Source organism: Oscillochloris sp. ZM17-4, from assembly GCF_019599295.1.
In the GTDB taxonomy this organism is placed as follows: Bacteria; Chloroflexota; Chloroflexia; order Chloroflexales; family Chloroflexaceae; genus Oscillochloris.
Genome location: NZ_JAIEWN010000017.1, coordinates 30,067 through 55,391 on the forward strand (window position 1 = coordinate 30,067; position 25,325 = coordinate 55,391).

Below are 25,325 nucleotides of genomic sequence, written 5' to 3' on the forward strand. Positions count from 1 at the left end.
TCGTGCCAGCAGCGCGGTCGAGAACTGGCACAGTATCCTGCGCCCCCATCTGGCCGTGCATCGGACGTTGTCGGCGGGTCTGCTGGCCTTGTTGGCGGTCTGGCACAATCATCGCGTCTTCACCCGTGGGGTGCATAAGGGCACGAGCCCGCTCCACCTCAGCGGGATGGTGGATGCGCCCACCAATTGGTTGGTGGCCTTGGGCTACGGGCCAGCCGCATCTGCTGCGCCCGCTCTGCCACCGGAGCCGCCACCCGCAATCCTGACGCTGGTGGCCTGAGGCCCAAACTGTCAAGTGCGTTTGAAACATGCCTAAGGGGTTGTTTTGGGGTTTAGCGCACCAGAATAAGCTAAATGGTGGGGGCGCGATGATCGCGCCCCACCGATGAACGACGCCATGCTCAGAGCGGCGTGGTTCTGGAATCATCAATAGGATAGGTCGTACCATAGGGCATAGGCATACGCAAGGGCGCGGGCCAGCAACGCTGACCCGCGCCCTTGTGCGATCACCTCGCCTCACCCGCTCAGCGCGCCCAGATAGCGACATCCTGCACATGCCAATCAGCGCCCCACCACCTCTGGCCGCGGAACTGCACCTGGCTCGTGCCTGCGGGAACGGGCGTCCAATATGAGCGGAAGTGCTCATCCTTAAAGTAGCTTGGGTCCTGGGCTTGAGTCTTCGCAGCCTGCCAGCTCTGCCCCCCATCAAAGCTAACCTCCAGGCCCGGCCCGATCCCGGCAAAGCGAAGGTTGGCCCCGGCAGGGGCCGGCTGGGAGAAGCTGATCGCCGAGGATGTGCGATCGGCATAGCGGCGGCTCGCCTTTATGATCGTGAACGGCTTCGCCGGGCTGATGCTCACGTTATCCCAGTGCCAAGTATTCGGCGAGCAGGGGCCAGCACAGTCCTTCAGCGGGTTATAGGAGTGGTGGCCAAACTGCACCACACCCTGCTCCCAACCCAGGTCGGCAATCGCGGTGTCAACCCAGCTGAAGCCGTAGGCTGGCATGCCGGCGCGCAGATGGGTGCGCGAAATCCCAATCTCAAAGGTATCACGCCGTGCCGCATCAGGGGTGAGGAAGCTATCATAGGCCGTGTACGCCATCGCACCGCTCAGCGTCGTCGGCTGATAATTACGATAGACCGTCACCTGAAAGGTATTGCGGGCGAGATCCATATGAACCTGCACTGCATTCTGAGGCGGGCCGCTCAAATCAACCACCATATCGAGCGGCAGCGCCAGATTCTGGTCATAGGGAGTGATCCAGACATCGACCCAGTCACGCAGCGTCGTACGCAGGGTGGACATATCCCAGCGGATCACGGCCTCGCCCTGTGAGAAGTCCGCCATCTGGTTGGGGGTCAGATAAATGACTCCGTAGCCGCTGGCGCGGATCGCGGTCATCATATGGTTGCGGCAGGAGAAGACGGTGTCTTCGTAGCTGCGAATGGTGTGGGTGGCCGGAGGGGCGCCGCAGTCAGCGCCGTGCTGCGCCGCCATTGACTCCAGCTGGTACCAGGTGTCCACATCGCGTGAGTGAACCGCAACGTCCCAGTTCGCCCCATTCCAGGGCTGAGGGCTTGCCGGCGCGCCATCGAAGGTCTCGACAAAAGAGTTAGCCAGCTGGGGCTGCGTCGTCGGCTGCGTCGTCGGCTGTGTCGTCGGCTGCGTCGTCGGCTGCGTCGTCGGCTGTGCTTGGGCGGCACTCGCGTTCGCGACTGTAAAATTCACCCGCTTCGTCTCGCGAGCGCCATGGCTATCGGTAAGCGTTACCCGTAGCGTGTAGCGCCCATCAGGTACCGCAGCCGTATCCCAGCCTCTGGGCGTGCCCTGGCTATCCCCATAGAAGAAGAAAGGAGCCGAGCGATCAGTGAACGAGGCAGTAGCCGCGCCGGTGAGGCGGAACGCCACACGCGAGGCATTCCCGCTCACCAGCGCCTGGATAGCAACCACGCCGCTGACGCTCCCTCCATCCACAACACCGACAAGGCCATCGAGGCTCGCCGTCTGCGCGCCCGTTCTATGTGTCGCAAACGGCAGAGCGATCACTGCGAGTAGGACAAGGGCGAAGATGCCGGCGAAGAGCCGGGTGGGGAGTTGACGGTGCGTGTGTTTCATGGTGTAGGCGGTGAACGCCTGTGGGTGTCCTTTCTTTTTTAACCTTTTATTAACTTTCGTTCACGTCTGTTATATAGCACAGCCGCTCTCTCTGCGACCATAGGCCAGAGGTACCGCCTGGAACAGGGATAGGTCATACCACGTACTAAGACAGGTCAGGAATGAGCTCATTCCTGACCTGCGTAATAGCAACCGTATGCGATTCATAATACAGGGATGCGGAGAAACAGGAGAGTCTATAGCGGGGGGCAGAACAGCTGAGCCAGCATTGGTGCGCCTCTGATGCGATCCTGTTCTTCGCTCTGCGATCAACCGCTCTGCGCTCGGCTATAGCGCACAATACGCTAATCAGGGACCATCGGGCTATGGCCGTATACGGCGCTGGCTGCTAGATTGTGCGAGAAAGATCAAATAACCCAAGAAGAGGAAACACAACACATGACATGGTCTCGGCAGCTCAGACATCACCCATCGCGAATGCTCCTGCCGCTTCTACTCGCCATACTCATCGTGTTTAGCAGCTCCTCAGCATCCCAAGCCCAGACAAACACCGCGCACTCGATCACCTATCTTCCCCTCATCAAAACTCAGCACATAAGCACACCATTTCTCGCGACCTTTGACGGGGATCCAGCAAGCCCACAGGCCTGGGATGAACCAGGCTGGGAGGTCACCGTCCACTCACGCGATGGAGAAACCTGGTATCAGCTGGAGCCGATGGAGGCAATGCACGGCACCGACTGCGGCGCCCCTCCGGCCACCCACACCATTCGCAGCTACCAGGACACCGTCTTCTCCTGCCGCAACCATATGATGACCGCGATCCGCGCCAGCGGCTACGGCATGATCTATCTGACCCCCAACCAGATGGCGGACTTCTCACAGGGCGAGGCCGTGATCCGCTGGGATATGTCCACCCTGCGCACAAGCGGGCGTGACTGGGTCGATGTCTGGATCACCCCCTATGACCAGAATCTCCAGCTCGCGCTCGACTTCCAGGTAGACGGCAACGGACCGCCGCGCAATGCCGTACATATACGGATGGACTTTAACGAAAACACCTTCCTCGCAGCGATCTATAAGGAGTTCAGTGCATATCATCTCGACAGCCCAATCCACTGGATCACCTACGACGACGTGCTAGACCAAGACGCAAAGCGACGCGACACCTTCGAGCTACGGATCTCACGCACCCACATCGCATTCGGCATGCCGAGCTATAACCTGTGGTGGTACGATACGGCAATACCAGACCTCGGATGGGATCAGGGGGTTGTACAATTCGGACACCACTCCTATAACCCAATGAAGGACTGTGCTGGCCCCTGCTCACCGAACACCTGGCACTGGGATAACATCAGCATCAGCCCGGCAGTGCCGTTCACGATCATCAAAGGCAACCAGTACGTTGTCAATAAGGACAGCGAGGGCACTCCGGTTCGCCTATCAAGCCCGGCACCCTCCAGGGCGAGCCTACGCTTCACCGGAATGTATGACGGCATCGAGGTGAGTTTTGATAACGGTACAACGTGGCGTCCAGCTTCGCTCCAGCAGATCGATACCAGCCAGGCCAACATGTACCACTTCCAATCCTACTGGATGCCGATCCCCGCCGGCACCACACAAGTGTACTTCCGCAACACCCAAGAGGCCCAGTGGCTTGTGCGCTCGATCTCTGTCTGGGCGCCCCCTGCCTAACGCCAGACAAGGCAGCACCATTACAAAACAGCCGATGACAACAAACCAGCAGGCGAGGGGATGCTCTTGGCATCCCCTCGCCTGCTGGTTTCCTTCTGCCAGACGATGTTGGTTACAGCAATGCGATACAGTATAGTACCATGGCACCAAGAGGGCGGGTGACGACAACTATATCTGCAAATATCAAAAAACAGAAATGTTACGTTCATAATACGCGCTGTTACCGCGCCACCACGCGGAAATCCTACACCTTCAAGCGCCACCATCTCGGTGAACTAATATTCACACGTATACTTCAGAGATGTAAGGCAATTGTTCACTGGCACTGATACAGTTCATTGTGTAAAAGATATTGCCTCAGATGAGAGATAGCACACGAGGTGCCTGATGCGTCCAGCCGATATGGAACAGCAGCTCGACCCAAAAACTCTCCGCATGCTGGAGAAGTTCGCGAACCGCCGTTTCCAAAGTACGCGAGCAAACCAGCGCCTACGTTTCGTCATGTCCTGGTGGGTGATCCGCAACAAGATCGTAGGAAACCTCAAGCGTGCGCTCGACATCACCGTATCGCTCGTCGCAATTGCCCTGAGCTCACCGATCATGCTGCTCACCATCATCGCTATCAAGCTCGACTCGCCCGGCCCTGTGCTCTTCCGCCAGACTCGCGTCGGGAAAGATGGGGAGCACTTCCCCTGCTACAAGTTCCGCTCGATGTATATCGATGCCGAGCAGCGTAAGGCGGAGCTGATGGCCAAGAACGAAGCTGATGGCCCTGTCTTCAAGATGAAGCACGACCCACGTATCACCAAGGTGGGCAGGATCATTCGCAAGTTGAGCATCGACGAGCTACCACAGCTGTTCAACGTGCTCAAAGGCGAGATGAGCCTTGTTGGGCCTCGCCCGGCACTGCCAAGCGAGGTGGCAAAGTATAACTACGACCAGATCGGCCGGCTCCACGCCATCCCTGGGATCACCGGCCTCCAGCAGGTCTCTGGCCGCAGCAATGTGGACTTCAAGCGCTGGGTTGAGCTCGATCTGCAATATATCTCCGAGCAGAGTATCTGGAAAGACCTCGAGATTCTGATCAAGACGATTCCGGCTGTACTGTTCAGCAAAGGCGCGTATTGAGTGATGTTGAATGCTGAATGCTGAATGCTGAATGTAGCTCCATTCAACATTCAACATTCAACATTCAGCATTCGATATAGAGGGGCTCTGATGCGCAAGCTGCTCGTTGTTCTGGGAGTGCCGGTCGACAACCTGACAATGGATGAGGCGCTAGACCGCTGCGATGAGTTTGTCGCCGTGGGCCGAGCATCCGGGCGTACCCACCAGATCGCGACCGTAAACGCCGACTTTGTAGTGAACTCAATACACGACCCAGAGCTCCAGCGGATCTTGCAAGAGTCTGACATGGCCACGGCCGACGGCATGCCACTGGTGTGGGGAGCCCGCCTACTTGGCGGCCGGCTCCCCGGACGTGTTACCGGCGCCGACATGGTGCCGGCCTTAGCCCAGCGCGCAGCGCAGAAGGGCTACTCGATCTTCTTCTTAGGGGCGCGCGAGGGGGTGGCCGCGAAGGCCGCCGCAATCCTCCAGGAGCGCAACCCAGGGATGATCATCGCCGGAGTGCTCTCGCCACCGCCACGCTCCCTTTTCGATATGGATCGCTCTGTGCTCGATGCGGTGAAAGCAGCCAAGCCAGATATCTTGCTCGTAGCGTTTGGCAACCCCAAGCAGGAAAAATGGATCCGCATGCACGCCCACGAGCTCCACGTGCCGATCTGCATCGGCGTGGGCGGCACCTTCGATATGATCGTCGGGGTCACGAAGCGCGCCCCATCGTGGGTGCAGAAGATCGGCCTTGAGTGGGCCTACCGACTCTCACAAGAGCCGCGCCGCCTCGCAAAACGCTACCTGCACGACTTCGGCTACTTCGGCTACTTCTTCGCGCGCCAGTGGTGGGGCATGCGTCGGGGCACCGCTGTCTCGATGACACCAACGACTGCGCCTGAGCCCGCTCAGGCACCACCGATTACCCTCGCGCCGACTCCTGAGGTTGCCCTCGCGCCAACTCCTGCCCCCCCGATCGCCCCCATCGCCCCGACGGCACTGGTGGATAGACCAGAGGATGCCGAGCCGCTGGCCGTAGAAGGACAGGCCGAGCCACATGTCTCAGATACACAGCAAACGCTCAACAGCACCCCAGTGCTCTACCTGCGCGGACGACTCGACATCAACAACCACGAGGAGTTCACCACGCAGGCGCATATCATGCTGGATGAATCTCCCTACCTGATTATTAACATGTCAGATGCCACCTTCCTGGATAGCTCAGCGCTCGGAACGCTTGTCGCACTCGCAAACCGAGCGCGAACCGACGGCGGGGCGCTCTGGCTCGTCGAGATGCCTCCGCAGATCAAGAGCCTGCTTTCGCTGGTGCGCCTGGAGAGCTTTTTTGAAGTCTACCCCGACGCCGAGGCCGCAGAGTTCAAGCGCCGCCAAGCCCCACAGCCTGTGGCCCCACGCGCTGCGGACAACGGATGGAGCGTTGTTCATATGCCGCGAATATTTGACGGCAACAACATCGGGCTGATTGTCGAGCGCTGCCTCGCTGGCATTGAGACAAACCCGCATCTCGTGATGGACTTTAGCGAAACCTCTTTTATGTCAAGCGCTGGCATGGCAGCACTCCTCAAGCTAGACAAGGCAGCCCGCGCAAAGAATGGCGCTCTGCGAATAGCCAGCTGCTCCCATGACCTGATCCGAACGCTGAAGCTGATAAAGCTCGACAATATTCTGACGGTGATGCAAGATGTAGCTACCGCAACCAGAGATCCCATCGCGACAGCGCCAGATCTCTCGGGGTTACGGATCATGCCTGCCGGTCAGCAATAGGCGATGGTTGCTTCACCATCAGAGTGATACGAGACTATGCAAGCGATCATTCTCGCAACACATGAGGAGCGCAAGCTCCCCCCACTCACTGACACCATACCTGGGCCGCTCATCCCAGTAATCGACCGACCCGTGATGGCAATGACGGTCGAGATCCTCGCCCGATCTGGCCTCAAACGAATTCTTGTGAGCCTCTACAACCAGGGAGGACCAATCGCGGCGTACTTTGGGAGCGGCAAGCGGTGGGGCGTTGATCTGGAGTATGTGGCCCAGCGCGAGAGCTGGGGCTCGGCCGGCTCGCTCAAGTGGGCGGGGCGCCTGCTCGATCAGACATTCCTCGTGATGCCCGGGAACGCCCTCATTGATCTCGATGTCGCAGCGGCGCTCGCCTTCCACCAAGCCCACGGAGGGCCGGCAACCGTTATTCTGCACAGCCCCGTTCCAGGGAGCACCGCACCACTGATCCACCTCGGAGCCAACGCGCAGCTCGCAGATACCGGCAAGCCGCTGAGCGCCACAGGTGCATTTATCTTTGAGCCAAGCGTACTCCAGCACATCCCCGCGCGCAGCCACTTCGACATTCTCACCGAGCTCCTACCGGCAATCGTCGCCGCCGGTGAGCCAGTACACGGATTCCAGATAGCCGGCTACTGGAGCCCGCTTGACAACCTCGCTTCATTTCAGGAAGCCCAGCAGGTCGTGCTCTATAGCGCCTTCAAGGAGAAGGCGCCTGAAATGTCCTCCACGGGGCCGAAGGCAACCGTTCGCTACCCCTCGCTGAGCAGCCGCCAGATCGTGCCGGGCGTCTGGGTGGGGCTCAACCACTCAATCCACCCCAGCGTAAAGATCGCCTCGCCCGTCTACATCGGGGAGAATAGTTACATTGGCCGCGAGGTCGAGATCGGTGCCGGCACCGTGATCGGCTCGAATGTCGTTATCGATGACGAGGCGACTGTCAGCGGCAGCACCATCATCAGCGAGACCTACATCGGCCAACTGCTGAAGGTCGAGGGCCGCATCGTCACAGATAGAAGCATTAGCGACCCCGAGTCTGGCGAGACAACCGCAGTGCTCGACCCTTTTTTGCTCAGCCGAGTTGGCACACAATCCGAAGGGCAAAACCAGCTCCTCCGCGCCCTCGGCAGGACAGTAGCCATAGCCCTAACGGTTCTATCTAGCCCACTGATGCTCTTCCTCTGGCTGCTCGCACTTATCGGTAGCGCCGGCAAGCCTATCGCCCGCTGCCAGCGAATGGGCCAGCGGATCACCACCGCAGACGGGAGCCCAGGGCTCTACACCTTCGAGCTGATTCACTTCCAGACTCGTCGGCGCGACGGGAAATACACCGTCGGCGGCCGATGGATGGAGCGATGGGAGCTACACCGCCTCCCCGAGGTATTCAATGTACTCAGCGGTGATATCGCGCTCGTAGGAGTCAAACCATTGCACCCAGAAGAGGCCGCTCAGCTCAATGAAGAGTGGCACCAGCGACGCCACGACTCACGGGCAGGGCTAACCGGCCTGTGGTACCAAGAGACAGACCCAAACAGCAACCTCGATGCTGTGATCATCGCCGATGTATACTACACAGCGACACGAACGTGGCGAAGCGATCTGCTCTTGTTCCTGCGCACACCAGCCATCTGGGCGCGTCGAAACGCTCGCCGCAACGCCGTTGCGGAAGCCCTGCTCCACGCCGATAACGTGGGAAGTATGTAGCTCTATCTAAGCTGTTAAGGAGGATCTCCATATGGAGATGAAGACTCGCGTTGCCGGTGACGTGAATATCCTGGAGATCTCCGGGCGCTTCGACACAAACACGGTCCCCCCAGTAGCGACCTGGCTTGAGCAGGTCACGTCGGCCCAAAAGGCGCGCGTCCTGGTGAACCTCGCGGAGACGACCTTCGTCGACTCGACAGCCCTGGCCACCCTGGTGCAGGCCCTCAAACGATGTCATCAGGTGCAGGGCGACCTCTGTGTCTGCAGCCTGAGGCGCCCTGTGTACATGATCTTCGAACTGACCCGGCTCGACAAGGCATTTAACATTTTTGTCGATGAAGAGCACGCCCTCCAGTCGTTCAATAGCTGATCGGGAGTTGAGGGGGCCTTCAAGGAGGGTGCTTCTTGAAGGCCAGCCCGACACATGTTATGCTCGTCACACTACTCAGCTCACAATATCAGCGTTTCGCAAGCCTAGCTGAGGCGTGGCTCGCCCAAGGGGCGAGTGCCTTTGGGGTCTTTCAAGATAACCGCCCCCTGGTGTATTGGCCGTCCGGACACCGGCTCATGAGACCCAGTATCACGGCACCGATCACCAAGAACGATGAGGACATCGCCGATCTCCGCGTGGCCGGGATCAGCGGAATGAGCGCAGAGCTCCGACTCAAGGCTGACGCAGCCATGATCAGCTACATGCTCCAGCTCGAAAGCGAGCTTCAGCACATGACAGCTGACCTCGTAACAAGCCAAGACCAACAGCTCGCACTGTACCGGCTGACCCAGACCATGCGCGACCACATGACGGTCGTTGAGACGCTCCAGGCACTGGTGATCGAAGCCCTACGCATGACGAAGTTCCAGGTGGGTTTCGCCGTGTTTGTATCAAGTACCGGGCAGGAGCCACTGCTCATCCAGTCATCCGAGAATTTCTTTGATGACGACATCGCCTGGCGCATCTACTGGCACACCTTCTCGCTCGAACATGATGTGATCTTACCCAACCCGGAGAGTGAGTTCCCATGCCCGAAAGGAATCGAGAACTTACTATCAGTGCCAATCTGGGTGCGAGGCAGCATCATGGCCGGAATGGGCCTGGCAAACCGGCCTGGAGGGTTTGGGAGCCCCGACATCAAGCTCGTACGGGCGATAGCTGATCAGGCCAGCGCACAGATCGAGCGCATGCTGCTCTACCAGGAGATGTTTGACCAGGCGAAGCTGCGGACTGAGATGGATCTGGCACGACGCGTCCAGCTTGACCTGATGCCGCGCCAGCTGCCCAAGATAGACGGCCTGGACATCTTCGCAAACTCACGACCAGCACTCCAGGTGGGGGGAGACTTTTTCGACTTCATCCTCGGCGATGGCCGGCCAATGCTCTTCTCACTAGGCGATGTGACCGGTAAAGGGCTCTCAGCAGCCCTGCTGATGACAATGACCCGCTCGGCCATCCACAGCAAGGCCCAGTTTATGCCGTTCCCGACACCTGAGGCAGTTATGCGCCAATCGAACGAAGACCTCTACAACGACTTCACACGGGTGGGGGTCTTCGCCACCGCCTTTGTCGGTCAGTATGAGCCAGGCAGCCAGAAGATGCTCTACGCCAATGCCGGACATGCGCCCGTGATCTATCGGCCCTTCGACGGTAGCCCAGAGCTCCTCCGGGCAGACAGCACCGCGATCGGGATCCTCCCGATAAGCCACTGTCGAAATCAAACGCTGAATATGCGCCCCGGCGATCTGTTAATTGTCGCCACCGATGGATTCAGCGACGCCCGAAACGCACACGATGAGACATTTGATATCGAACGCCTCATCGAGCTCGTTGATCAACTCGCTCCACGAACTGCACGCGAAATCGCTGATGCGATGTTTGAGACGGTTGATCGCTTCGGAGGGGGGCGCAACCAGGATGATGATCAGACCCTCGTGGTGATCAAAGGAGCAGCATCGTGAGCCTGCAGCACCCAGAGGTTATCCGGCTAGATCTGCCGGCCCGCTACGCCTACCTTCATATCCTCAGCGACTGCATCGCCGATATGCTGCGCCAGATCGACGGAGTCGAAGACCACGAGATGCTTACCTACAATATGCAGCTAGCCGCGCACGAGGCCTGCACGAATATTGTCGGCCACGCGTACGACGGCGCAACAGACGGTAACGAGCGTATTGTCATTTCGCTCTCCCTCTTCCCACAACCGCGCCGGCTAGAGATCGAACTACACGACACAGGAAAGCCCTTTAATCCTGAGGTAGTCCCATCGCCAAGCCTGGAGCAGGCGCAAGTCCACGGCTACGGGCTCTTCCTCATGCGCAATCTGATGGATACGGTGACCTATAAGGCCCAGGTGGGGGATAACTACTGGTGCCTGGTAAAAAATCTCTAAAGGAGGGGCGCTTGTGACAACGATCCTGATCGTCGATGACTACGCGCCCAACCACCGGCTGATGAGCTTTATTCTTGAGCAGCATGGGTATGCAGTTGTGGCCGCCTTCGACGGACAGCAAGCGCTTGACCGACTGAATAACGCAGCTGTTGATCTGGTATTGACCGACCTCACCATGCCGAAAATAGATGGCCTGGCCTTAGCCCGTGCAATCCGCGCCGATGCCCGTTTTACAAGCACGCCAATTCTTATGGTCACCGCAAGCACTCGCGAGCAAGATCATGTGCGCGCCAGCGGCATTGGCATCGACTCATTCCTGACAAAGCCAGTCGACTCGGAAGATCTGGTGCGCGAGGTGGCCCGGCTGATTAGCCAGTGTCCCCCCCCCGAAGACACTGCTCCGATCAAAATGTTCGAGCACAGCGCAGCATAACCGTCACGCGGGAACGCTCAGGTATGCACTATCAACCCTCGCTCTTGATCGAATTGACACCAAGATCACGCGCCCATTCACATAAGGTTTATACGACCCAGATACTCTACAATGGGGATCGAGGGAGATCGGGGGATCTCTCTCGATCTTTACTTTTTTTGTAGTAAGGGAAGCAGCATCTTATGGGCATCTACAATATCGGCTTCATCATGGAACAGGCGCTCGGACATGTCACCCACACCAAAAACCTCCAGGCGAATGTCCCAAATGACCCCGAGGTGCGCGCCTATTGGGGGCTGATCCCGTTTGAGACTACCGGTATCGCCAGCCGGATCCCGATCTATAAGAGTAACTGGACGGTGCGCGCCGGGCTACGGGCACGCGGGGAGGTGGCACGTATCGCCCGCCAGACAAAGCTTAACGCGCTATTCTTTCATACACAGGTTCCGGCCATCCTTGCCACAAGCTGGCTCCAGAAGATCCCAGGAATCGTCTCACTCGACGCAACGCCGATGCAGTATGACCAGCTCGGCACCTTCTATCAGCACGAGCAGGGGCCAGACTGGCTCGAAGGCCTGAAGTGGCGACTGAACCGCGACTGCTACCGCGCCGCGCGCCACATTGTGGCATGGGGCGAATGGACGAAGCGCGGTCTCGTCGATGACTATGAAGTGCCCGCCGATAAGATTACCGTTATCCCGCCCGGCGTGAATGTGCGAGATTGGAAGCGGCCCACCCCGCGCATGCGGCACGATGGCCCTGTGAAAATACTTTTTGTCGGTGCGAACCTTGAGCGCAAGGGCGGCCTGCTACTGCTCGACGCCTTCCGCGCCCTACGCCCGCTTGGAGTCGAGCTCCATCTTGTGACGAAAGATAAAGTAGCAACGGAGCCAGGACTCTTCGTTTATAACAATATGCAGCCGAACAGCCAGCCGCTCAAGGATCTGTACCACAGCTGTGATATTTTTGCGCTGCCGACCTTCGGAGACTGCCTGCCCATGGTGCTCTCTGAGGCAGGTGCCGCCGGCATGGCGGTGGTCTCGACACATGTGGCAGCCATCCCTGAGATCGTTCGTAATGGCGAAACCGGGCTGACAGTGCCAGCCGGCGATACCGCTGCGCTCACCGAGGCCATACGCCAACTGGTCATGAGCCCCAACCTGCGGATGAGCCTAGCCGAGCGGGCGATGGCGCATGTCGCCCGTGAGTACGACGCCCAGAAAAACGCTGGCCGCCTGCTCGATCTGCTCAAGGGAGAGGCCGACTTGTCCCGTATAAAAATGAAAGTTGCCACATGAATAACCAAGTTCTTCTGACTGTCTCCGGCACAATCGCCGCCGACATCGACACGAAGATCGCTGCAGGGTCACGGCCACGGGCCGACTACCGCGCTCTCGCAGAGGCATTTGGGGCCGACTTGCTCGACTACCCTGCAGCTAGGGGGGTGGCCGGCTCTTTTGGAAAAGCGCTCGAGCGGATCGGCGGGCCAGATCTGATGCTCGCCTGGGCATGCTTCATGCTTCGCCACCGCTACAAGGTCATCGTCACCGACGGTGAGCAGATCGGGCTACCGCTGGCCACACTGCTCAAGTTCTTGGGGCCTGGGCGCCGCCCACGGCACCTAATGATCGCTCATATCATCTCGGTGCCGAAGAAGATGATCTTCCTCGACCGGCTCGGCGTACAGAGCCACATCGACCGCTTCCTCGTCTACGCAACAGCGCAGAAGCAGTTCATCGAGCGACGCTGGAAGATCCCAAGCGCGCGCGTCGTCTTCACACCCTTCATGGTCGACAGCGACTTCTTCGCGCCTGACCATGTGCAAGCCAACGATGCGGAGCCGATGATCTGCGCGGTAGGGCTCGAGCGGCGCGACTACCCGACGCTCCTGAAAGCGGTTGCTGGCCTACCGGCGAAGGTGATCATCGCCGCCGCCAGCCCCTGGTCGAAGCGCAGCGACACCACCGAGGGCCAGGACATCCCATCAAATGTGGAAGTGCGCCGTTTCACACAGTACGAGCTGCGCCAGCTCTATGCCGATAGCCGATTCCTGGTGATGCCACTGGAGAATGTAGAGTTCCAGGCCGGGATCACCGCAATCCTAGAGGCAATGTCGATGGAGCGAGCGGTCGTCTGCTCGCGGACAACCGGACAGACGGACGCGATCATCGAGGGTGAGACCGGCACCTATGTGCCGCCGAAAGACCCTGAATCGCTACGGGCAGCCATGGAGCACCTGCTGTGGCACCCCGAGGAGGCCGAGCGCATGGGCAAGGCGGGCCGCCGAATCGTCTTACAGCACATGAGCCTCGATAGCTACGCCGAACGGCTAGGCCAGCTTGTCCGCGAGGTGCTCGCCGAAGCAGAGGGCGGCACATCGAAGATGATGCGTGTGTAATGGCGGATCAAGACTGAATCGCTACTCTGCGTCGCTACTCTGCGTTCGCCATGATGGAGGCCGCGTGGCATCACTTCTTTCGACCCTGACACGCCTGCTCATCGCCGGCGAGGTAGGGCTCGCGCTGATTATCGACTATCTGCTCCTGCTGACCGCAGCGGCACTCTTCGCAAAGCGGCAGACGCCTCTGCGTGACGGCAGCCCATCTCACCGATTCGTGATCATGGTGCCCGCCCACAATGAGGAGCTGCTGCTGCCTCAGCTCCTGGAGAATCTGGATCAGCTCGACTACCCTCATGATCTCTACGCCGTGCATGTGGTGGCTGACAACTGTAGCGACCGTACGGCGGAGCTAGGCCGCGCCCACGGGGCGACCGTCCATGAACGGTTCAACACCGAGCTCATTGGCAAGGGCTACGCATTAGAGTGGCTGCTCCAACAGATCTGGGAGCGGGGCGACACCCATGACGCCGTCATTATCCTTGATGCAGACTCGGTTGTCTCGCCAAACTTCTTGCGGGTGATGGACACGCGCCTCGCGCGGGGCGAGCGCGTGATCCAGGCATACTACGCAGTGCGCGCACCCGAGAACGCCCGCAGCGCAGGGATCCGCGCGGTGGCGCTGACGGTGCTCCACTACCTACGGCCCCAGGGTCGGATGGTGCTGGGCGGCTCGACTGGTCTCAAAGGGAATGGCATGGTCTTCGCCGCCGATATCTTGCATAAGCACCGATGGACAGCCTCGCTCACTGAAGACATTGAGTACCACATGGAGCTGATCCGCGCCGGCGAGCGAGCAATGTTTGCGCCTGATGCGGTGGTATGGGCAGAGATGCCAGATAGCCTGAAGGCCTCGCAGACACAGAACGAGCGCTGGGAGCGCGGGCGTATGGAGATGATCAAAACCTACGTGCCCAGCCTGATCAGCGATGGACTACGACGTCGCAACTTCTTACTGCTGGATGCAGCTATCGAACAACTGATACCTCCCTTCTCAGTGGTGGCAGGGCTCAGCGTGATAGCACTAATAGCCGCCCTGCTGCTGCGAAGCCCTCGGGCTATCGCTCTGGCAGTAGCGATCATCATCGGCCAGATCATCTACATCTTCGCGGGGCTCGTCCTCGCACGCGCGCCACGCGCAGTCTACCAGGCACTGCTCTTCGCCCCGGCATTCATGTTCTGGAAGATCTGGCTCTATGTGCGGATGCTGCTGGGGATCAAGCCTGGCGGCTGGATCCGCACCGCTCGTAACGGATAGATCACCCCTTCGCGGTGGCAGAGTGCGGCGTATATGATAGTTCAGCCTCGCTGAGTTATTGCACACGCCGCACTCCTGATTCTGCTGCCCAAAATTACGGGTGTATGGACATTTTTAAGCTACACGAACCTGAGCGTTGCCTTTTTGGCAGCGCAACGCGAGCAGTCATCACATCTGTGTCGGCCAGAGAAACCGTGTTTCTGAGCAAGATCCTCTTGCTACGAGCTAATCAGGCGGGCCTGTCGAGCACGGATGATAGCGCCGCCTATATCTATGCGCATGGCGGTAGGGCCATGTGACCCGATGGAATAAGCGTGTAACATAAATCATGTTACGCGCTAAAAACAACGATTTTACGCTTGTGGAAGCTTGTGGTGGTGGTTCTGCTACCTGTCTCGGTTCTTTCTTTGGCGGAACGATGCGCCCTCGGCGGATCAGAATCTTTCTTCGGTAGGATCGTTGCTGTTCGGCCGACGAACAAACATCGTGTCGTATTTGGTGCCCATGGCGTAGCCGCAGGCGTATCGCAACATACTCCCAGTACTTTCGCACCGTTGCGTAGCTCACATTTGATGCGTGAGCGAGATCATCGATGCTGAACCAGCGCTTTCCTGCCGTGAGCAGACGTTCGGCCGCTTCAATGATACTAGCTCGGGCTGCCTCTTGCCGCCCTATGTTGCTCGTGGGCGAGGCATTGCCTTCTCTGACAGTGGTTGGCAAGAGCCCTGGCAGAGGCATACCGAAGAGCAGGGTGATCTGAGCTTCTGGGTGGTCGAGTGGGCGTCCCCGCAGCGCGCACTGCACCATCTCAGCCTCGCGTCTGCTCTCAAGGAGGGCGGTCAGTCGGTCGTCGGCGAAGATCGGCACTTGTACAGACCAGCGTGCGCCGGTCGCATCTTCGAGTATCCGCTCGGTAGCGATGATCTCCTCGTTGAGTGGGTCTCTGTCATGGGCGAAGAGCGCCCTCCCTTCGCGGACAATCGCCTCAAGATTGGGGTGATATATCTGGGCGAGGATGACGTCGTAGCCTTTATAGGCGTTTGAACCGCGTAGCGCCCCGTAGTGGGCGACCTCGATCTGCTGGTGTCCGTGTGCGGTCAGGAATTGGCGAAGGTCGTTCACACACGCTTGCGTGCAGACCACGAGTGTCGGTCGGTCAGGGCGAATCTGGGCCGACACCTCGGCATACCAGTTTGTGCGCCGTGTTCCGCGAAGGGTTGATTTTGCCCAGTCGCGGGTGATGATTTGATGTACCTGTGCGCCGCTCGTGATGTCTGGGCGCTGGATCTGGATCGGTGCGTCTGGGAAGATCGCGCGCAGCAGGCTATCGCTCACGGTCGCGTCGAGGATGATCTTTGGCTGCTCTGGGTTCGCCAGCTGGGCGATCAGGTGCTCGATGCGTAGGAAGAGGAGCAGGCGTCCGCTGCTGAGCTCGATCCGGCTGGTGAAGGGTATCCCGGTGAGGTGAAGCCGTCGCTCGTGGGCGATCTGCTGGAGGAGTATGGCAAGGTAGTTCGGCGGCAGCGCCTCGTATGCGCTGAGCCCGGCGCCTTGGGGAAGTCCTGGGAGTATTGAATGCTCATCGTCGGTCGGTAGGTTCGCACAGGCCGTGTTGAGGATTGTATCAAGACTGAGGCCCTCGGCGCGTGCAGTGCTCTCCAGATCGGCTAGGAGCATGACTCCTGTGAGGAGCCGATCAGTTGTTCCGGCTAGCACGAGGCTGATCCAGCGGAGCACCACGTGGGTATGTGGGCATGTACTGGTGCGGCCCATAGCGGCGAGATCGGCGCTGGTCAGGTGTACGATCCGGGTGAGGCGCGCGGGGTCAAACTCGTCGAGGACGATGACTCCAGCGCGCTCCCACCATCCGGTGGCCTGAAGCAGCGGCATCGGCGCGAAGAAGTGGGCGTCCTGGCTGAACTGGCGTAGGTAGATGCAGTGGTCGACGTAGGGGCAGCGGCGTCGGCAGAGGGTGTCGCGTACGCTGTAGCCCTTTGCGCTGAGCACTTGCGCCTCACCGAACTTGCGGCAGTTTCCGGGGTTCCTCCCGTGAAGCGGGGTCAGCTCTAGCCCATCTTGGTCACGAATCTGCTCTTTGCGCAGGGCTGTCCAGACGATCCTCCCTGGCTCGTTATCGCTGCCCTCAAGGTAGGATTGCAGGCCGGCGATGGTGTTGTGGCCTTTGCCTGAGCCGGGTGGGTGGGCGAGGACGAGGAATCCCTGTCCGGCCTGCGCGTGCTCGCGTACCTGTACCGCGATTTGCGCCCTGACATCGCTTAGGCGTATTGTGGGTCTATGCGTTGCTGTTGGGGCGCTCGTGGACTCTTCAAGGCGCTTTGGGCGGGCGCGACGGGTCGGGTATGTCTGTAGCTGGGGGAGCTTGGCTGCTGTGAGGAGGTTGCGCGGCAGTGCGCGATGAAAGTCACGTAGGGTCGGCGCAGTATCAATCAGGTGCTGGAGTCGTGTGGCGCTGTGGTCGAGCAGGAAGGCGTCAAGGTCGGCCTTCTGCTGACCTGGTGCGATCGGGAGGCGCAGAACACGCACCTCCAGCCCGGCTTCGGCGAGGCGTTGCCCATGGCGGATGCTCCATGTCTCTTCGGGGGCGAGCTGGGGCAGGTCATCCTTGATGGGGCGTGGCCCGCTGTCGTAGGCCAGGATAATGGTGCGGACGCCGCGGCTGCGCAATTGGTTGGCCCATTCCTCGCGGATGTATGAGAGGCCTGGGTGGGCCATCGCGGGGATGCTCAGTTGACCCGCTTGATAGGCCTGGGTGACAGCGAGTGCCTTGAACTCACCCTCTGTGAGGATGATTGTATCTGCGTCGTCGAGGTCGTCCCAGCCGAAGGGGAATGTCGCACCGCGATCAGTGTAGCCGCCCGGGAGTGATTTGTAGCCCTTTCCGGGGTAGCTGCGAGCGCGTAGGTCGACGATCTCTCCGTCGGCGATGTAGGGGAAGATCAGGGCACCGCAGAGATTTGGGTGTGCGCGCAGATCGCCGGCGTGATCTTGTACGAGTACGCCAGCCTCTTCGGCATAGGCTATCAGCTCGGGGCAGTCGCGGCGCAGTAGCTCCGGGATGGCCTGTGGGTCGCGCAGGGTGGCCCCAAGGATGTGTCGGCTGACTGTGCTGCGGTCAATACCGCGCTGTCTGATGTAGTCTAGCGGCTCGGGGTTGGCCGGATCGCACAGAATGGTATGTGCCCAGAGCGCGATGGTGGCGTAGATCTGGCGGTAGTGCTCCTGTCGATCCTGTGTGGCTGGCGGAGATAGGTGCCGGGCTGAGGGACGGCGGGACGTGCCCATTCTGGGCCTGATCTCTTCGCCGAGGAGCTTCGTCAGCGGCCCCTTTGCGTCACAGCTGCGGCACCAGTAGCGCTCGTGGCCGGGCTCCATCCAGACATGGAAGCGGTCGCTGCGCTGGTCTCCGCCGCAGAAGGGGCACGCGCCAACATGCTCCTTGGTGCGGCGACTCACCAGCCGCAGCGGCGGGAGTTTGTTTGGGAGGGTTATGGTTGGCTGTCGGTCCATACTGGCTCTTGTCTACCTCTACCCCAAATACAGGCAACAAAAAGACAACTTGTCACGGAATACCGTTGACAGAGGGAGTCCAAGGATGTTATAGTAGCAACGGCGATACTGTTATTTCGCGATGGCACTCCTTTCTTGCTATTGCGATGGGGCCTTCGACTACGTGCTTGGCGGCGTGGTAGTCGAGGGCCTTTGCCATGCCCGCGTGCCATTTCCGGCTCGCGGGTTTTTCTATTCGTCTCACATCTTCAGGTGCAGACGGGAACTATTGTACTATATTTATCCACTTTCGTGTAGCTCGACTCTGGGCGCGTATCTATGCGCTGAGTCTATCAAAATCTCGCGCCATACTCAATAGGTTTGCGCGCCAGTATGCGCGAATCTCGCGCCAATCTCGCGCCACTCGCGCCACTCGCGCCACTCGCGCCACGTTCGCGCCACGTTCGCGCCACGTCTGCGCCAGTGTCGTATGCGGGAAACGATCAAGCGCGCCGTATCACCGGCGCGCTTGATCGTTTTTTCTTGGTGGGGCTACTTGCGTGCGAGGCGGTAGCGCGCCCGTGAGGTCGGCCCATCCATCTGAACCAGGCCAAGCTTGAGCATGATCTGGAGGTCACGCTGGACATTGCGCCGGGCCTCGCCTATTGCGTCAGCCAGCTCGGCGCTCGTGGCCGCACGACGCCCGCCGATTTCGGCCAGGATCCGCTCCTGGCGTAGAGTTAGGGTCAGATCATCGACACCCTCAGTCTGACTCATCGGCCGGGCGAACACCTGGAAGGTGAAGAATGTCGTGTCGTCGTGGTAGATCGGTGGCTCGCAGCCCATGCTGGCAAGGGTGTCGAGCACGGTATCGATACCCATGCCGAACTTCTCTACCAGGCCGCCATGGTAGAGAAGCTGGGCCAGCGCCGGGTTGCGCGAGACCTGGGCGACTCGGATGTTCTCCACAGTGACGCCTGCGGGTAGGCCTCCCGGCGTCACCCAGCGGATGAAGCCGGGGTGCATTTCGATGCGGGCGATTGCCCCGGCCAGGCCCCAATCGCGGTGGCAGAGGGTGTTGACTGTTAGCTCACGCAGCACTGTGGTGTTGAAGGCATGCTCTTCAACGCGCTCTGCGCCCTCTAGGCGGTAGCGGTGTTCGGATCGTGCCCAGAGCAGATCGACGGTGCGGTTGATCACGTCAATGATCGGCCCGCGGATCTGGCGCGAAAAGACCATGGCGGTCGAGTGGGCGTTTGGTCCGCTGAACTGGGCGATGTCGACGCCTGCGGTGTCGAGCCAGCGATCCGGCTCGGCGGCGAAGACCAGCATGCCCGCAATCGTTGGTCGTAGCGCGTCTTCTTCGGAAGTGAGGCAGTGGTAGCGCTGGAGATATGCGATCGAATCGGTGGTCCCCTCGTAGCCGCGTCGCTCGACGGCGGTGCGGATGTGGCGCCGCACGAGGTCGAGGTCGAGATCCTCGATGCGCGCGCCAGCGACTGTCTGGCGCTCATTGAGTCTCTGGTCGATCATGCCTGTGGTCCTCTAGCCCCCAAAGTCCGGCCATTGTGTGTCCTTCGGGCTCATCTCAGTGGGCTCCAGGGGCCATGTGATGCCGAAGGCTGGGTCGTTGTGGCGCACGCCGCCCTCTGCGCTTGGCATGTAGGGCTGAGAGACCTGGTACATCACCTCGACGTCATCCACGAGGGTCTGGAATCCGTGGGCGAAGCCCTCTGGCACGTACAGGGCGCGGCGGTTCTCATCGGTGAGCTCGACGCCGATCCAGCGCTTGAAGGATGGTGACTCGGGGCGCAGGTCGATGATCACGTCGAGGATGGCTCCGCGTATACATCGAACGAGCTTCGTCTCGGCATAGGGATGGTGCTTAAAGTGCATCCCACGCAGCGTGCCCTTCACGCGGTTGTACGAGAGGTTCATCTGCGCGATGTGAGAGCTCAGGCCGCGGCTCTCAAAATCATCGGGCGACCAGGAGCGGGCGAAGAATCCGCGGTTGTCCTCGAAACGCTGTACGTCGATGATGAATGCGCCTACGAGCTCGGTGGGCGTAAAGAACATGCTGCTACCTCTAGCTGCCGTCGGCGCGTCGCGCTATGGCGTGAGCGAGTTGCCGATCTGTGATCAGGCTGATGTCATGGCTGCTAGGATACTCTTGATCCTCAGGTATTGTCCAGCCGGGGCGGCCAGATCGTTAGCCGCTATCCGCCAGCACGTGCTGGCGGATAGCGGCTCGCTCTTAGGCCGTCAAGAGCGTGCGTCGCTCGGGCGCGGGGATGCGCTCGACGATAGCCTTGCCGATCTCGATCGATGCGGTCGCCGCCGGCGATGGCGCGTTACAGATGTGGATGGAGCGCTCTCCGTTGATGATCACAAAGTCGTCCATGAGCGTGCCATCATGCATAAGCGCTTGGGCGCGCACGCCGGCGTGGGTTGGCACGACATCTTTGGGCTTGATATCGGGGATGATCTGCTGCATGCTGCGGACGAAGAGCGCCTTGCTGGCCGAGCGCAGCATCTCTTTCACGCCCTCGCCCATATACTTCCCTGCGAGCTTCCAGAAGGCAGGGTAGCTCAGCACCTCGCCGAGGTCGCGCAGGTCGATGTCCGTCTTCCGGTAGCCCTCACGCTTGAGCGCCAGCACTGCGTTGGGGCCGGCGTGTACCGTGCCGTCGATCATCCGGGTGAAGTGGACGCCGAGGAAGGGGAAGTTTGGATTTGGCACCGGGTAGATCAGCCCCTTCACCATGTGGCGCTTCTCGGGGACGAGCTCATAGTACTCGCCGCGGAAGGGGATGATCTTCATTCCGGTGCGGGCTCCAGACATGTCGGCGACACGGTCGCTGTGGAGGCCCGCGCAGTTGATCAGAAAGCGCGCCTGCATTGCCCCTCTGCTGGTCTCCACGGTCACCAGATCGCCGCGCTCGGTGATCGATAGCACCCTGGTGCTCAGGTGGAGCTCACCGCCCTGCTCGCGGACGATCCGCGCGTAGGCCTCGCTCACCTGGGTGTAGTTGACGATCCCGGTGCTGGGGATGTAGATCCCGGCGACTGCCCGCACGTGGGGCTCGCGCTCGCGGATCTGCTCAGGTCCGATTTTTTGCGCCTCCAGACCGTTCGCCAGGGCGCGCTGGTAGAGGTTCTCCAGCCGCTCTCGCTCGCTCTGTGCGGTGGCGACGATCAGCTTGCCGCATACCTCATAGGCGATCCCCTGCTCTTGGCAGAATGCGACCATTGAACGCTGCCCCGCGCGGGCGAATTGGGCCTTTAGGCTGCCTGGCTTGTAGTAGACGCCGGCATGGATCACGCCGCTGTTGTTGCCGGTCTGGTGGGCCGCCCAGCGCGACTCCTTCTCGCAGACGGCGATCTTTGCCTGCGGGTGCTGCGTTCCGAGCGCCATGGCTGTGGAGAGGCCAACGATCCCGCCTCCGACGATAAGGTAGTCATAGGTTGGCATGGTGGTTGCTCAGCTCTTGATCTTCTAGGGTGCAAGTCTGCTTTGTCATGTATAAAGAGGGTAGAAGGAGGGCGATATCCCGCCCTCCTCTCACCCTCGCTGCTAGATCTCTCCGAGCCGCTGGAGCTCCTCGCGAAACCAGGGTATGGTGCGCTCCAGGCCCTCCTGTAGGCTTACTTGTGGCCCCCAGCCGAGGATCGTGCTGGCCTTGGTGATGTCGGGCTGGCGCACCTGTGGGTCGTCCTTGGTGCGTAGATCTTTTGTGATGGTGCCGGCTTTGTTCCCTACGAGATCATTCACCAGGTGGGCGAACTCTTTGATCGTGAACTCGCCGGGGTTGCCAATATTTACCGGCTCGACCTCGTCAGAGGCCAGCAGCCGGTAGATCCCGTCCACCAGGTCGCTCACATACTGGAACGAGCGGGTCTGCATCCCGTCGCCATAGAGGGTCAGTGCTTCGCCGCGTAGGGCTTGCGCGATGAAGTTGGGCACGACACGCCCATCACGCAGGCGCATGCGCGGCCCGTAGGTGTTGAAGATTCGTACGATACGAGTCTCGACGCCGTGAAAGGTGTGGTAGGCCATCGTGATGGCCTCGGCGAAGCGCTTGGCCTCGTCGTACACGCCGCGCGGGCCGACCGGGTTCACGTGGCCGTAGTAGCTCTCGGGCTGCGGGTGTACCTGCGGGTCGCCGTAGACCTCTGATGTTGAGGCGAGCAGAAAGCGGGCCTTCTTCTCTTTGGCCAGGCCGAGGGCCTTGTGGGTGCCTAATGCTCCTACCTTCAGCGTCTGGATGGGAAGCTCCAGGTAGTCGATCGGCGAGGCCGGCGAGGCGAAGTGGAGGATTGCGTCTAGGGGGCCGTCAACATAGATATAGTTGGTGACGTCATGCTTGATGAAGGTGAAGCGCTCGTGGCCGGCCAGGTGGGCGATGTTGTCGGTGGTCCCGGTGATCAGGTTGTCCATCGCGATAACCGTGTGGCCCTCCGCCAGGAATCGGTCGCTGAGATGTGAACCGAGGAACCCGGCCCCGCCCGTGATCAGAACGCGCATATCAAGGTTCTCCTCTCCCTGTGCGGCCATTCCGCCCAGGCCCAAGTCTGTGTCGCAGATGACTGTAGCGCTCGTCTATGAATGCTTGATGATATTTAGCATGCGCTGCGCTACCGAGTTCGTCACATCAGGCTCATTGTACACTACGCGCTCATCTGCACCATACCACGCTGCGCTCAGGGACAGCTCAGCCGGCCTCAGATCACGCCGTGGTACAATCCCCCGCAGGAATCAAACCCTACGAGGCACTCGATGGAATCTCCCGCTGTCCCATTTGGTGATCTGCGTCGCCAGAATGCGGTGATGCGCGCTGAGCTTGATGCGGCCATGGCCCGTGTTATCGAGAGCGGTTGGTATATCCTCGGCCGTGAGGTGGCGTCTTTCGAGGAGGAGTTCGCCGCCTACTGCGGGGCTGCGTTGTGTGTCGGCGTGGCGAGCGGTGCTGAGGCGCTCTATCTGGCTCTGGCCGCCCTTGATGCCGTCGGCCCGGACGCTGAGGTGATCACGGTCGCTAACGCTTGCATGTACCAGGTTGCCGCCATCCTCCAGGCCGGAGCGCGACCGGTGCTGATCGATGTGGATCCGATGACTCACACGATGGATCCGCAGGCGCTTGAGGCGGCGATCTCGTCGCGCACTCGGGCGATTATGCCCGTTCATCTCTTCGGCCGTCTCGCTGATATGCCTGCGATTATGGCGATTGCAGATCGCCATGGGATCCCGGTCGTTGAGGATGCGGCGCAGGCCCATGGAGCCTGGCTGTTCGGCACCGATGGGCACCCGCGTAAGGCCGGGGTCTGGGGGGCTATCGCCTGCTTTAGCTTCTACCCCTCGAAGAATCTTGGCGCCCTTGGCGACGGCGGTGCGCTCACCACGAGCGATCCGGAGATCGCCGCTCGCCTGCGCCGCCTCCGCATGTACGGCTGGGGCAGCAAGTATCACACCCGCGAGCCTGGCGGTCGGAACTCGCGCCTGGATGAGCTACAGGCGGCGCTGCTGCGGGTGAAGCTGCGCTATCTCGATGCGGGTAACGCCGCGCGTCGCGAGCGGGCCTCATGGTATGCCGAGCTTCTCGCCGCTGCGCCGCTGACTCTCCCGTCTCCTGATCATGGACACGTCTACCATCTGTATGTGATCGAGTCTTCGCAGCGCGATCTGCTACGCTCCCATCTCCAGGCTCGTGGTGTCGGCTGCGATGTCCACTACCCCGAGCCGGCTCACCTCCAGCCGGCCTATGCCGATCTGGGCTACGCTCCTGGCAGCCTGCCCCATACCGAGACACTCGCCGGGAGAATCCTCTCGCTGCCGATGTTTCCCGAGCTGAGTCGTGTCGAGGTCGAGCGGGTGGCCGCCGTTGTGATTGAGGGGGTATCTCGATGAGTGACACGCGCAGCATCGCCGAGCACTTCGCTGGTGCCCACGTCTTGATCACTGGCGGTATTGGCTTCGTCGGCGCGAACTTGGCCCGGCGTCTGGTTGCCCTTGGCTCGGAGGTGACTCTGGTTGACTCGTTGATCCCTGAGTACGGCGGCAACCTCTACAATATCAGCGGCATTGATGATCGGGTGAAGGTGAACATCGCCGATGTGCGCGATGAGTACTCCATGAACTTTCTTGTCCAGGGGAAGGACTACTTGTTCAACCTCGCTGGTCAGACAAGTCATATGGATTCGATGCGAGACCCCTATACGGACCTAGAGATCAATTGTCGCGCCCAGCTTTCTATTCTGGAGGCCTGCCATAAGTACAACTCGGCCATTAAGGTCGTCTACGCGAGCACCCGCCAGATCTATGGCAAGCCCGACTATCTGCCGGTTGATGAGCGCCATTTGCTGCATCCCACTGATGTCAATGGCATTAACAAGATGGCTGGCGAGTGGTATCACATCCTGTACAACAATGTCTATGGGGTGCGCGCCTGCGCGCTGCGCCTAACCAATACCTATGGTCCGCGTATGCGGGTGAAGGACGCGCGCCAGACCTTTCTGGGCATCTGGATCAAGAATTTGCTCGATGGCGTGCCCATCCAGATCTGGGGCGATGGCATGCAGATCCGCGACTTCACCTATGTCGATGACTGTGTCGAGGCGCTGCTGCTCGCGGCGGCGACGCCGAGCGCCCACGGCCAGATCTTTAACCTCGGCAGCGATGAGACGATCAACCTGAAGCATTTGGCCGCCCTTCTGGTTGAGATCGCTGGCTCTGGCAGCTATGAGATAATCCCCTATCCGGCTGACCGCAAGCCGATTGATATCGGTGACTACTACGGCGACTACCGCTTTATCCAGGGGCGTCTCGGCTGGCGTCCGCAGATCGGCCTGCGAGATGGCCTCGCTCGTACGATCGACTTCTACCGTGAGAATAAGCAGTTTTATTGGTGAGGCATAC

20 protein-coding genes are annotated in these 25,325 nt (G+C 60.2%); 14 read left to right on the forward strand and 6 right to left on the reverse strand.

Features of this window, described 5'->3' with window-relative positions; translation table 11 throughout:
- Positions 1-280: hypothetical protein (locus K2Z83_RS14040; protein WP_220595814.1), on the forward strand; the 280-nt coding region annotated here is incomplete at its 5' end.
- 244 nt (positions 281-524) lie between these two features.
- Here K2Z83_RS14040 and K2Z83_RS14045 read toward each other — a convergent pair.
- Positions 525-2,117 (reverse strand): hypothetical protein, encoded by a 1,593-nt coding sequence (locus K2Z83_RS14045; RefSeq protein ID WP_220595815.1) that lies wholly within the window; start codon positions 2,115-2,117, stop codon positions 525-527.
- A 477-nt stretch (positions 2,118-2,594) separates the two neighbouring features.
- Between K2Z83_RS14045 and K2Z83_RS14050 the strand changes: the two genes are divergently transcribed.
- The 11 genes from K2Z83_RS14050 (at position 2,595) to K2Z83_RS14100 (ending at position 14,905) form a co-directional block, all read left to right on the forward strand.
- Positions 2,595-3,815, forward strand: coding sequence for a hypothetical protein (locus tag K2Z83_RS14050; protein ID WP_255603941.1), 1,221 nt, complete (start codon positions 2,595-2,597; stop codon positions 3,813-3,815).
- A gap of 402 nt (positions 3,816-4,217) precedes the next feature.
- Positions 4,218-4,943, forward strand: coding sequence for a sugar transferase (locus tag K2Z83_RS14055; RefSeq protein ID WP_255603943.1), 726 nt, complete (start codon positions 4,218-4,220; stop codon positions 4,941-4,943).
- Between the two features lie 90 nt (positions 4,944-5,033).
- Positions 5,034-6,713: a WecB/TagA/CpsF family glycosyltransferase gene (locus K2Z83_RS14060; protein ID WP_220595817.1), complete on the forward strand. Its 1,680-nt coding sequence runs from the start codon at positions 5,034-5,036 to the stop codon at positions 6,711-6,713.
- A 36-nt stretch (positions 6,714-6,749) separates the two neighbouring features.
- Positions 6,750-8,432, forward strand: a complete 1,683-nt coding sequence (locus K2Z83_RS14065) for a sugar phosphate nucleotidyltransferase (RefSeq protein WP_220595818.1) — start codon at positions 6,750-6,752, stop codon at positions 8,430-8,432.
- A gap of 31 nt (positions 8,433-8,463) precedes the next feature.
- Positions 8,464-8,802 carry an STAS domain-containing protein gene (locus K2Z83_RS14070; protein ID WP_220595819.1) on the forward strand — a complete coding sequence of 113 codons (339 nt, stop codon included), beginning with the start codon at positions 8,464-8,466 and terminating at the stop codon, positions 8,800-8,802.
- 197 nt (positions 8,803-8,999) lie between these two features.
- Positions 9,000-10,385: a PP2C family protein-serine/threonine phosphatase gene (locus K2Z83_RS14075; RefSeq protein ID WP_255603944.1), complete on the forward strand. Its 1,386-nt coding sequence runs from the start codon at positions 9,000-9,002 to the stop codon at positions 10,383-10,385.
- Positions 10,382-10,816 (forward strand): ATP-binding protein, encoded by a 435-nt coding sequence (locus tag K2Z83_RS14080; protein WP_220595820.1) that lies wholly within the window; start codon positions 10,382-10,384, stop codon positions 10,814-10,816. Before K2Z83_RS14075 ends, K2Z83_RS14080 begins: the two co-directional genes overlap by 4 nt.
- 13 nt (positions 10,817-10,829) lie before the next feature.
- The gene (locus tag K2Z83_RS14085) at positions 10,830-11,249 is read left to right on the forward strand and encodes a response regulator (RefSeq protein WP_220595821.1); all 420 of its coding nucleotides are present in this window, start codon (positions 10,830-10,832) and stop codon (positions 11,247-11,249) included.
- A 182-nt stretch (positions 11,250-11,431) separates the two neighbouring features.
- The gene (locus K2Z83_RS14090; RefSeq protein ID WP_220595822.1) at positions 11,432-12,547 is read left to right on the forward strand and encodes a glycosyltransferase family 4 protein; all 1,116 of its coding nucleotides are present in this window, start codon (positions 11,432-11,434) and stop codon (positions 12,545-12,547) included.
- A complete protein-coding gene (locus K2Z83_RS14095; RefSeq protein ID WP_220595823.1) occupies positions 12,544-13,647 on the forward strand; it encodes a glycosyltransferase family 4 protein in 1,104 nt (367 codons plus the stop codon). The genes K2Z83_RS14090 and K2Z83_RS14095 overlap by 4 nt, the downstream gene beginning before the upstream one ends.
- A gap of 64 nt (positions 13,648-13,711) precedes the next feature.
- Complete coding sequence (locus K2Z83_RS14100; RefSeq protein ID WP_220595824.1) at positions 13,712-14,905, forward strand: glycosyltransferase family 2 protein; 1,194 nt, start codon at positions 13,712-13,714, stop codon at positions 14,903-14,905.
- 225 nt (positions 14,906-15,130) lie between these two features.
- Here the strand turns inward: K2Z83_RS14100 and K2Z83_RS14105 are convergent, their stop codons facing one another.
- From K2Z83_RS14105 to K2Z83_RS14125, 5 genes are all read right to left on the reverse strand, one after another.
- Entirely contained in the window at positions 15,131-18,433 is a 3,303-nt protein-coding gene (locus tag K2Z83_RS14105; RefSeq protein WP_220595825.1) for a hypothetical protein, read from the reverse strand.
- A 531-nt stretch (positions 18,434-18,964) separates the two neighbouring features.
- Complete coding sequence (locus tag K2Z83_RS14110) at positions 18,965-19,945, reverse strand: ATP-binding protein (RefSeq protein WP_220595826.1); 981 nt, start codon at positions 19,943-19,945, stop codon at positions 18,965-18,967.
- Between the two features lie 12 nt (positions 19,946-19,957).
- Positions 19,958-20,488 carry a dTDP-4-dehydrorhamnose 3,5-epimerase gene (gene rfbC / locus K2Z83_RS14115; RefSeq protein ID WP_220595827.1) on the reverse strand — a complete coding sequence of 177 codons (531 nt, stop codon included), beginning with the start codon at positions 20,486-20,488 and terminating at the stop codon, positions 19,958-19,960.
- 178 nt (positions 20,489-20,666) lie between these two features.
- The gene (gene lhgO, locus K2Z83_RS14120; RefSeq protein ID WP_220595828.1) at positions 20,667-21,884 is read right to left on the reverse strand and encodes an L-2-hydroxyglutarate oxidase; all 1,218 of its coding nucleotides are present in this window, start codon (positions 21,882-21,884) and stop codon (positions 20,667-20,669) included.
- Between the two features lie 102 nt (positions 21,885-21,986).
- Entirely contained in the window at positions 21,987-22,937 is a 951-nt protein-coding gene (locus K2Z83_RS14125; RefSeq protein WP_220595829.1) for a UDP-glucuronic acid decarboxylase family protein, read from the reverse strand.
- Between the two features lie 252 nt (positions 22,938-23,189).
- On the opposite strand from K2Z83_RS14125, the gene K2Z83_RS14130 reads away from it, so the two are divergent.
- Both K2Z83_RS14130 and K2Z83_RS14135 read left to right on the forward strand, forming a co-directional pair.
- On the forward strand, positions 23,190-24,317 hold the full coding sequence (locus tag K2Z83_RS14130; RefSeq protein WP_220595830.1) for a DegT/DnrJ/EryC1/StrS aminotransferase family protein: 1,128 nt from the start codon (positions 23,190-23,192) through the stop codon (positions 24,315-24,317).
- A complete protein-coding gene (locus tag K2Z83_RS14135) occupies positions 24,314-25,318 on the forward strand; it encodes an NAD-dependent epimerase/dehydratase family protein (protein WP_220595831.1) in 1,005 nt (334 codons plus the stop codon). The genes K2Z83_RS14130 and K2Z83_RS14135 overlap by 4 nt, the downstream gene beginning before the upstream one ends.
- The last annotated feature ends 7 nt before the right edge of the window (positions 25,319-25,325 follow it).

Bases quoted from the DNA above. Each gene is read 5' to 3' on its own strand.
- K2Z83_RS14045 (WP_220595815.1), bottom strand. From the start codon at position 2,117: ATGAAACACACGCACCGTCAACTCCCCACCCGGCTCTTCGCCGGCATC.
- K2Z83_RS14050 (WP_255603941.1), top strand. From the start codon at position 2,595: ATGCTCCTGCCGCTTCTACTCGCCATACTCATCGTGTTTAGCAGCTCC.
- K2Z83_RS14055 (WP_255603943.1), top strand. From the start codon at position 4,218: ATGGAACAGCAGCTCGACCCAAAAACTCTCCGCATGCTGGAGAAGTTC.
- K2Z83_RS14060 (WP_220595817.1), top strand. From the start codon at position 5,034: ATGCGCAAGCTGCTCGTTGTTCTGGGAGTGCCGGTCGACAACCTGACA.
- K2Z83_RS14065 (WP_220595818.1), top strand. From the start codon at position 6,750: ATGCAAGCGATCATTCTCGCAACACATGAGGAGCGCAAGCTCCCCCCA.
- K2Z83_RS14070 (WP_220595819.1), top strand. From the start codon at position 8,464: ATGGAGATGAAGACTCGCGTTGCCGGTGACGTGAATATCCTGGAGATC.
- K2Z83_RS14075 (WP_255603944.1), top strand. From the start codon at position 9,000: ATGAGACCCAGTATCACGGCACCGATCACCAAGAACGATGAGGACATC.
- K2Z83_RS14090 (WP_220595822.1), top strand. From the start codon at position 11,432: ATGGGCATCTACAATATCGGCTTCATCATGGAACAGGCGCTCGGACAT.
- K2Z83_RS14095 (WP_220595823.1), top strand. From the start codon at position 12,544: ATGAATAACCAAGTTCTTCTGACTGTCTCCGGCACAATCGCCGCCGAC.
- K2Z83_RS14105 (WP_220595825.1), bottom strand. From the start codon at position 18,433: ATGGACCGACAGCCAACCATAACCCTCCCAAACAAACTCCCGCCGCTG.
- K2Z83_RS14110 (WP_220595826.1), bottom strand. From the start codon at position 19,945: ATGATCGACCAGAGACTCAATGAGCGCCAGACAGTCGCTGGCGCGCGC.
- rfbC (WP_220595827.1), bottom strand. From the start codon at position 20,488: ATGTTCTTTACGCCCACCGAGCTCGTAGGCGCATTCATCATCGACGTA.
- lhgO (WP_220595828.1), bottom strand. From the start codon at position 21,884: ATGCCAACCTATGACTACCTTATCGTCGGAGGCGGGATCGTTGGCCTC.
- K2Z83_RS14125 (WP_220595829.1), bottom strand. From the start codon at position 22,937: ATGCGCGTTCTGATCACGGGCGGGGCCGGGTTCCTCGGTTCACATCTC.
- K2Z83_RS14130 (WP_220595830.1), top strand. From the start codon at position 23,190: ATGGAATCTCCCGCTGTCCCATTTGGTGATCTGCGTCGCCAGAATGCG.
- K2Z83_RS14135 (WP_220595831.1), top strand. From the start codon at position 24,314: ATGAGTGACACGCGCAGCATCGCCGAGCACTTCGCTGGTGCCCACGTC.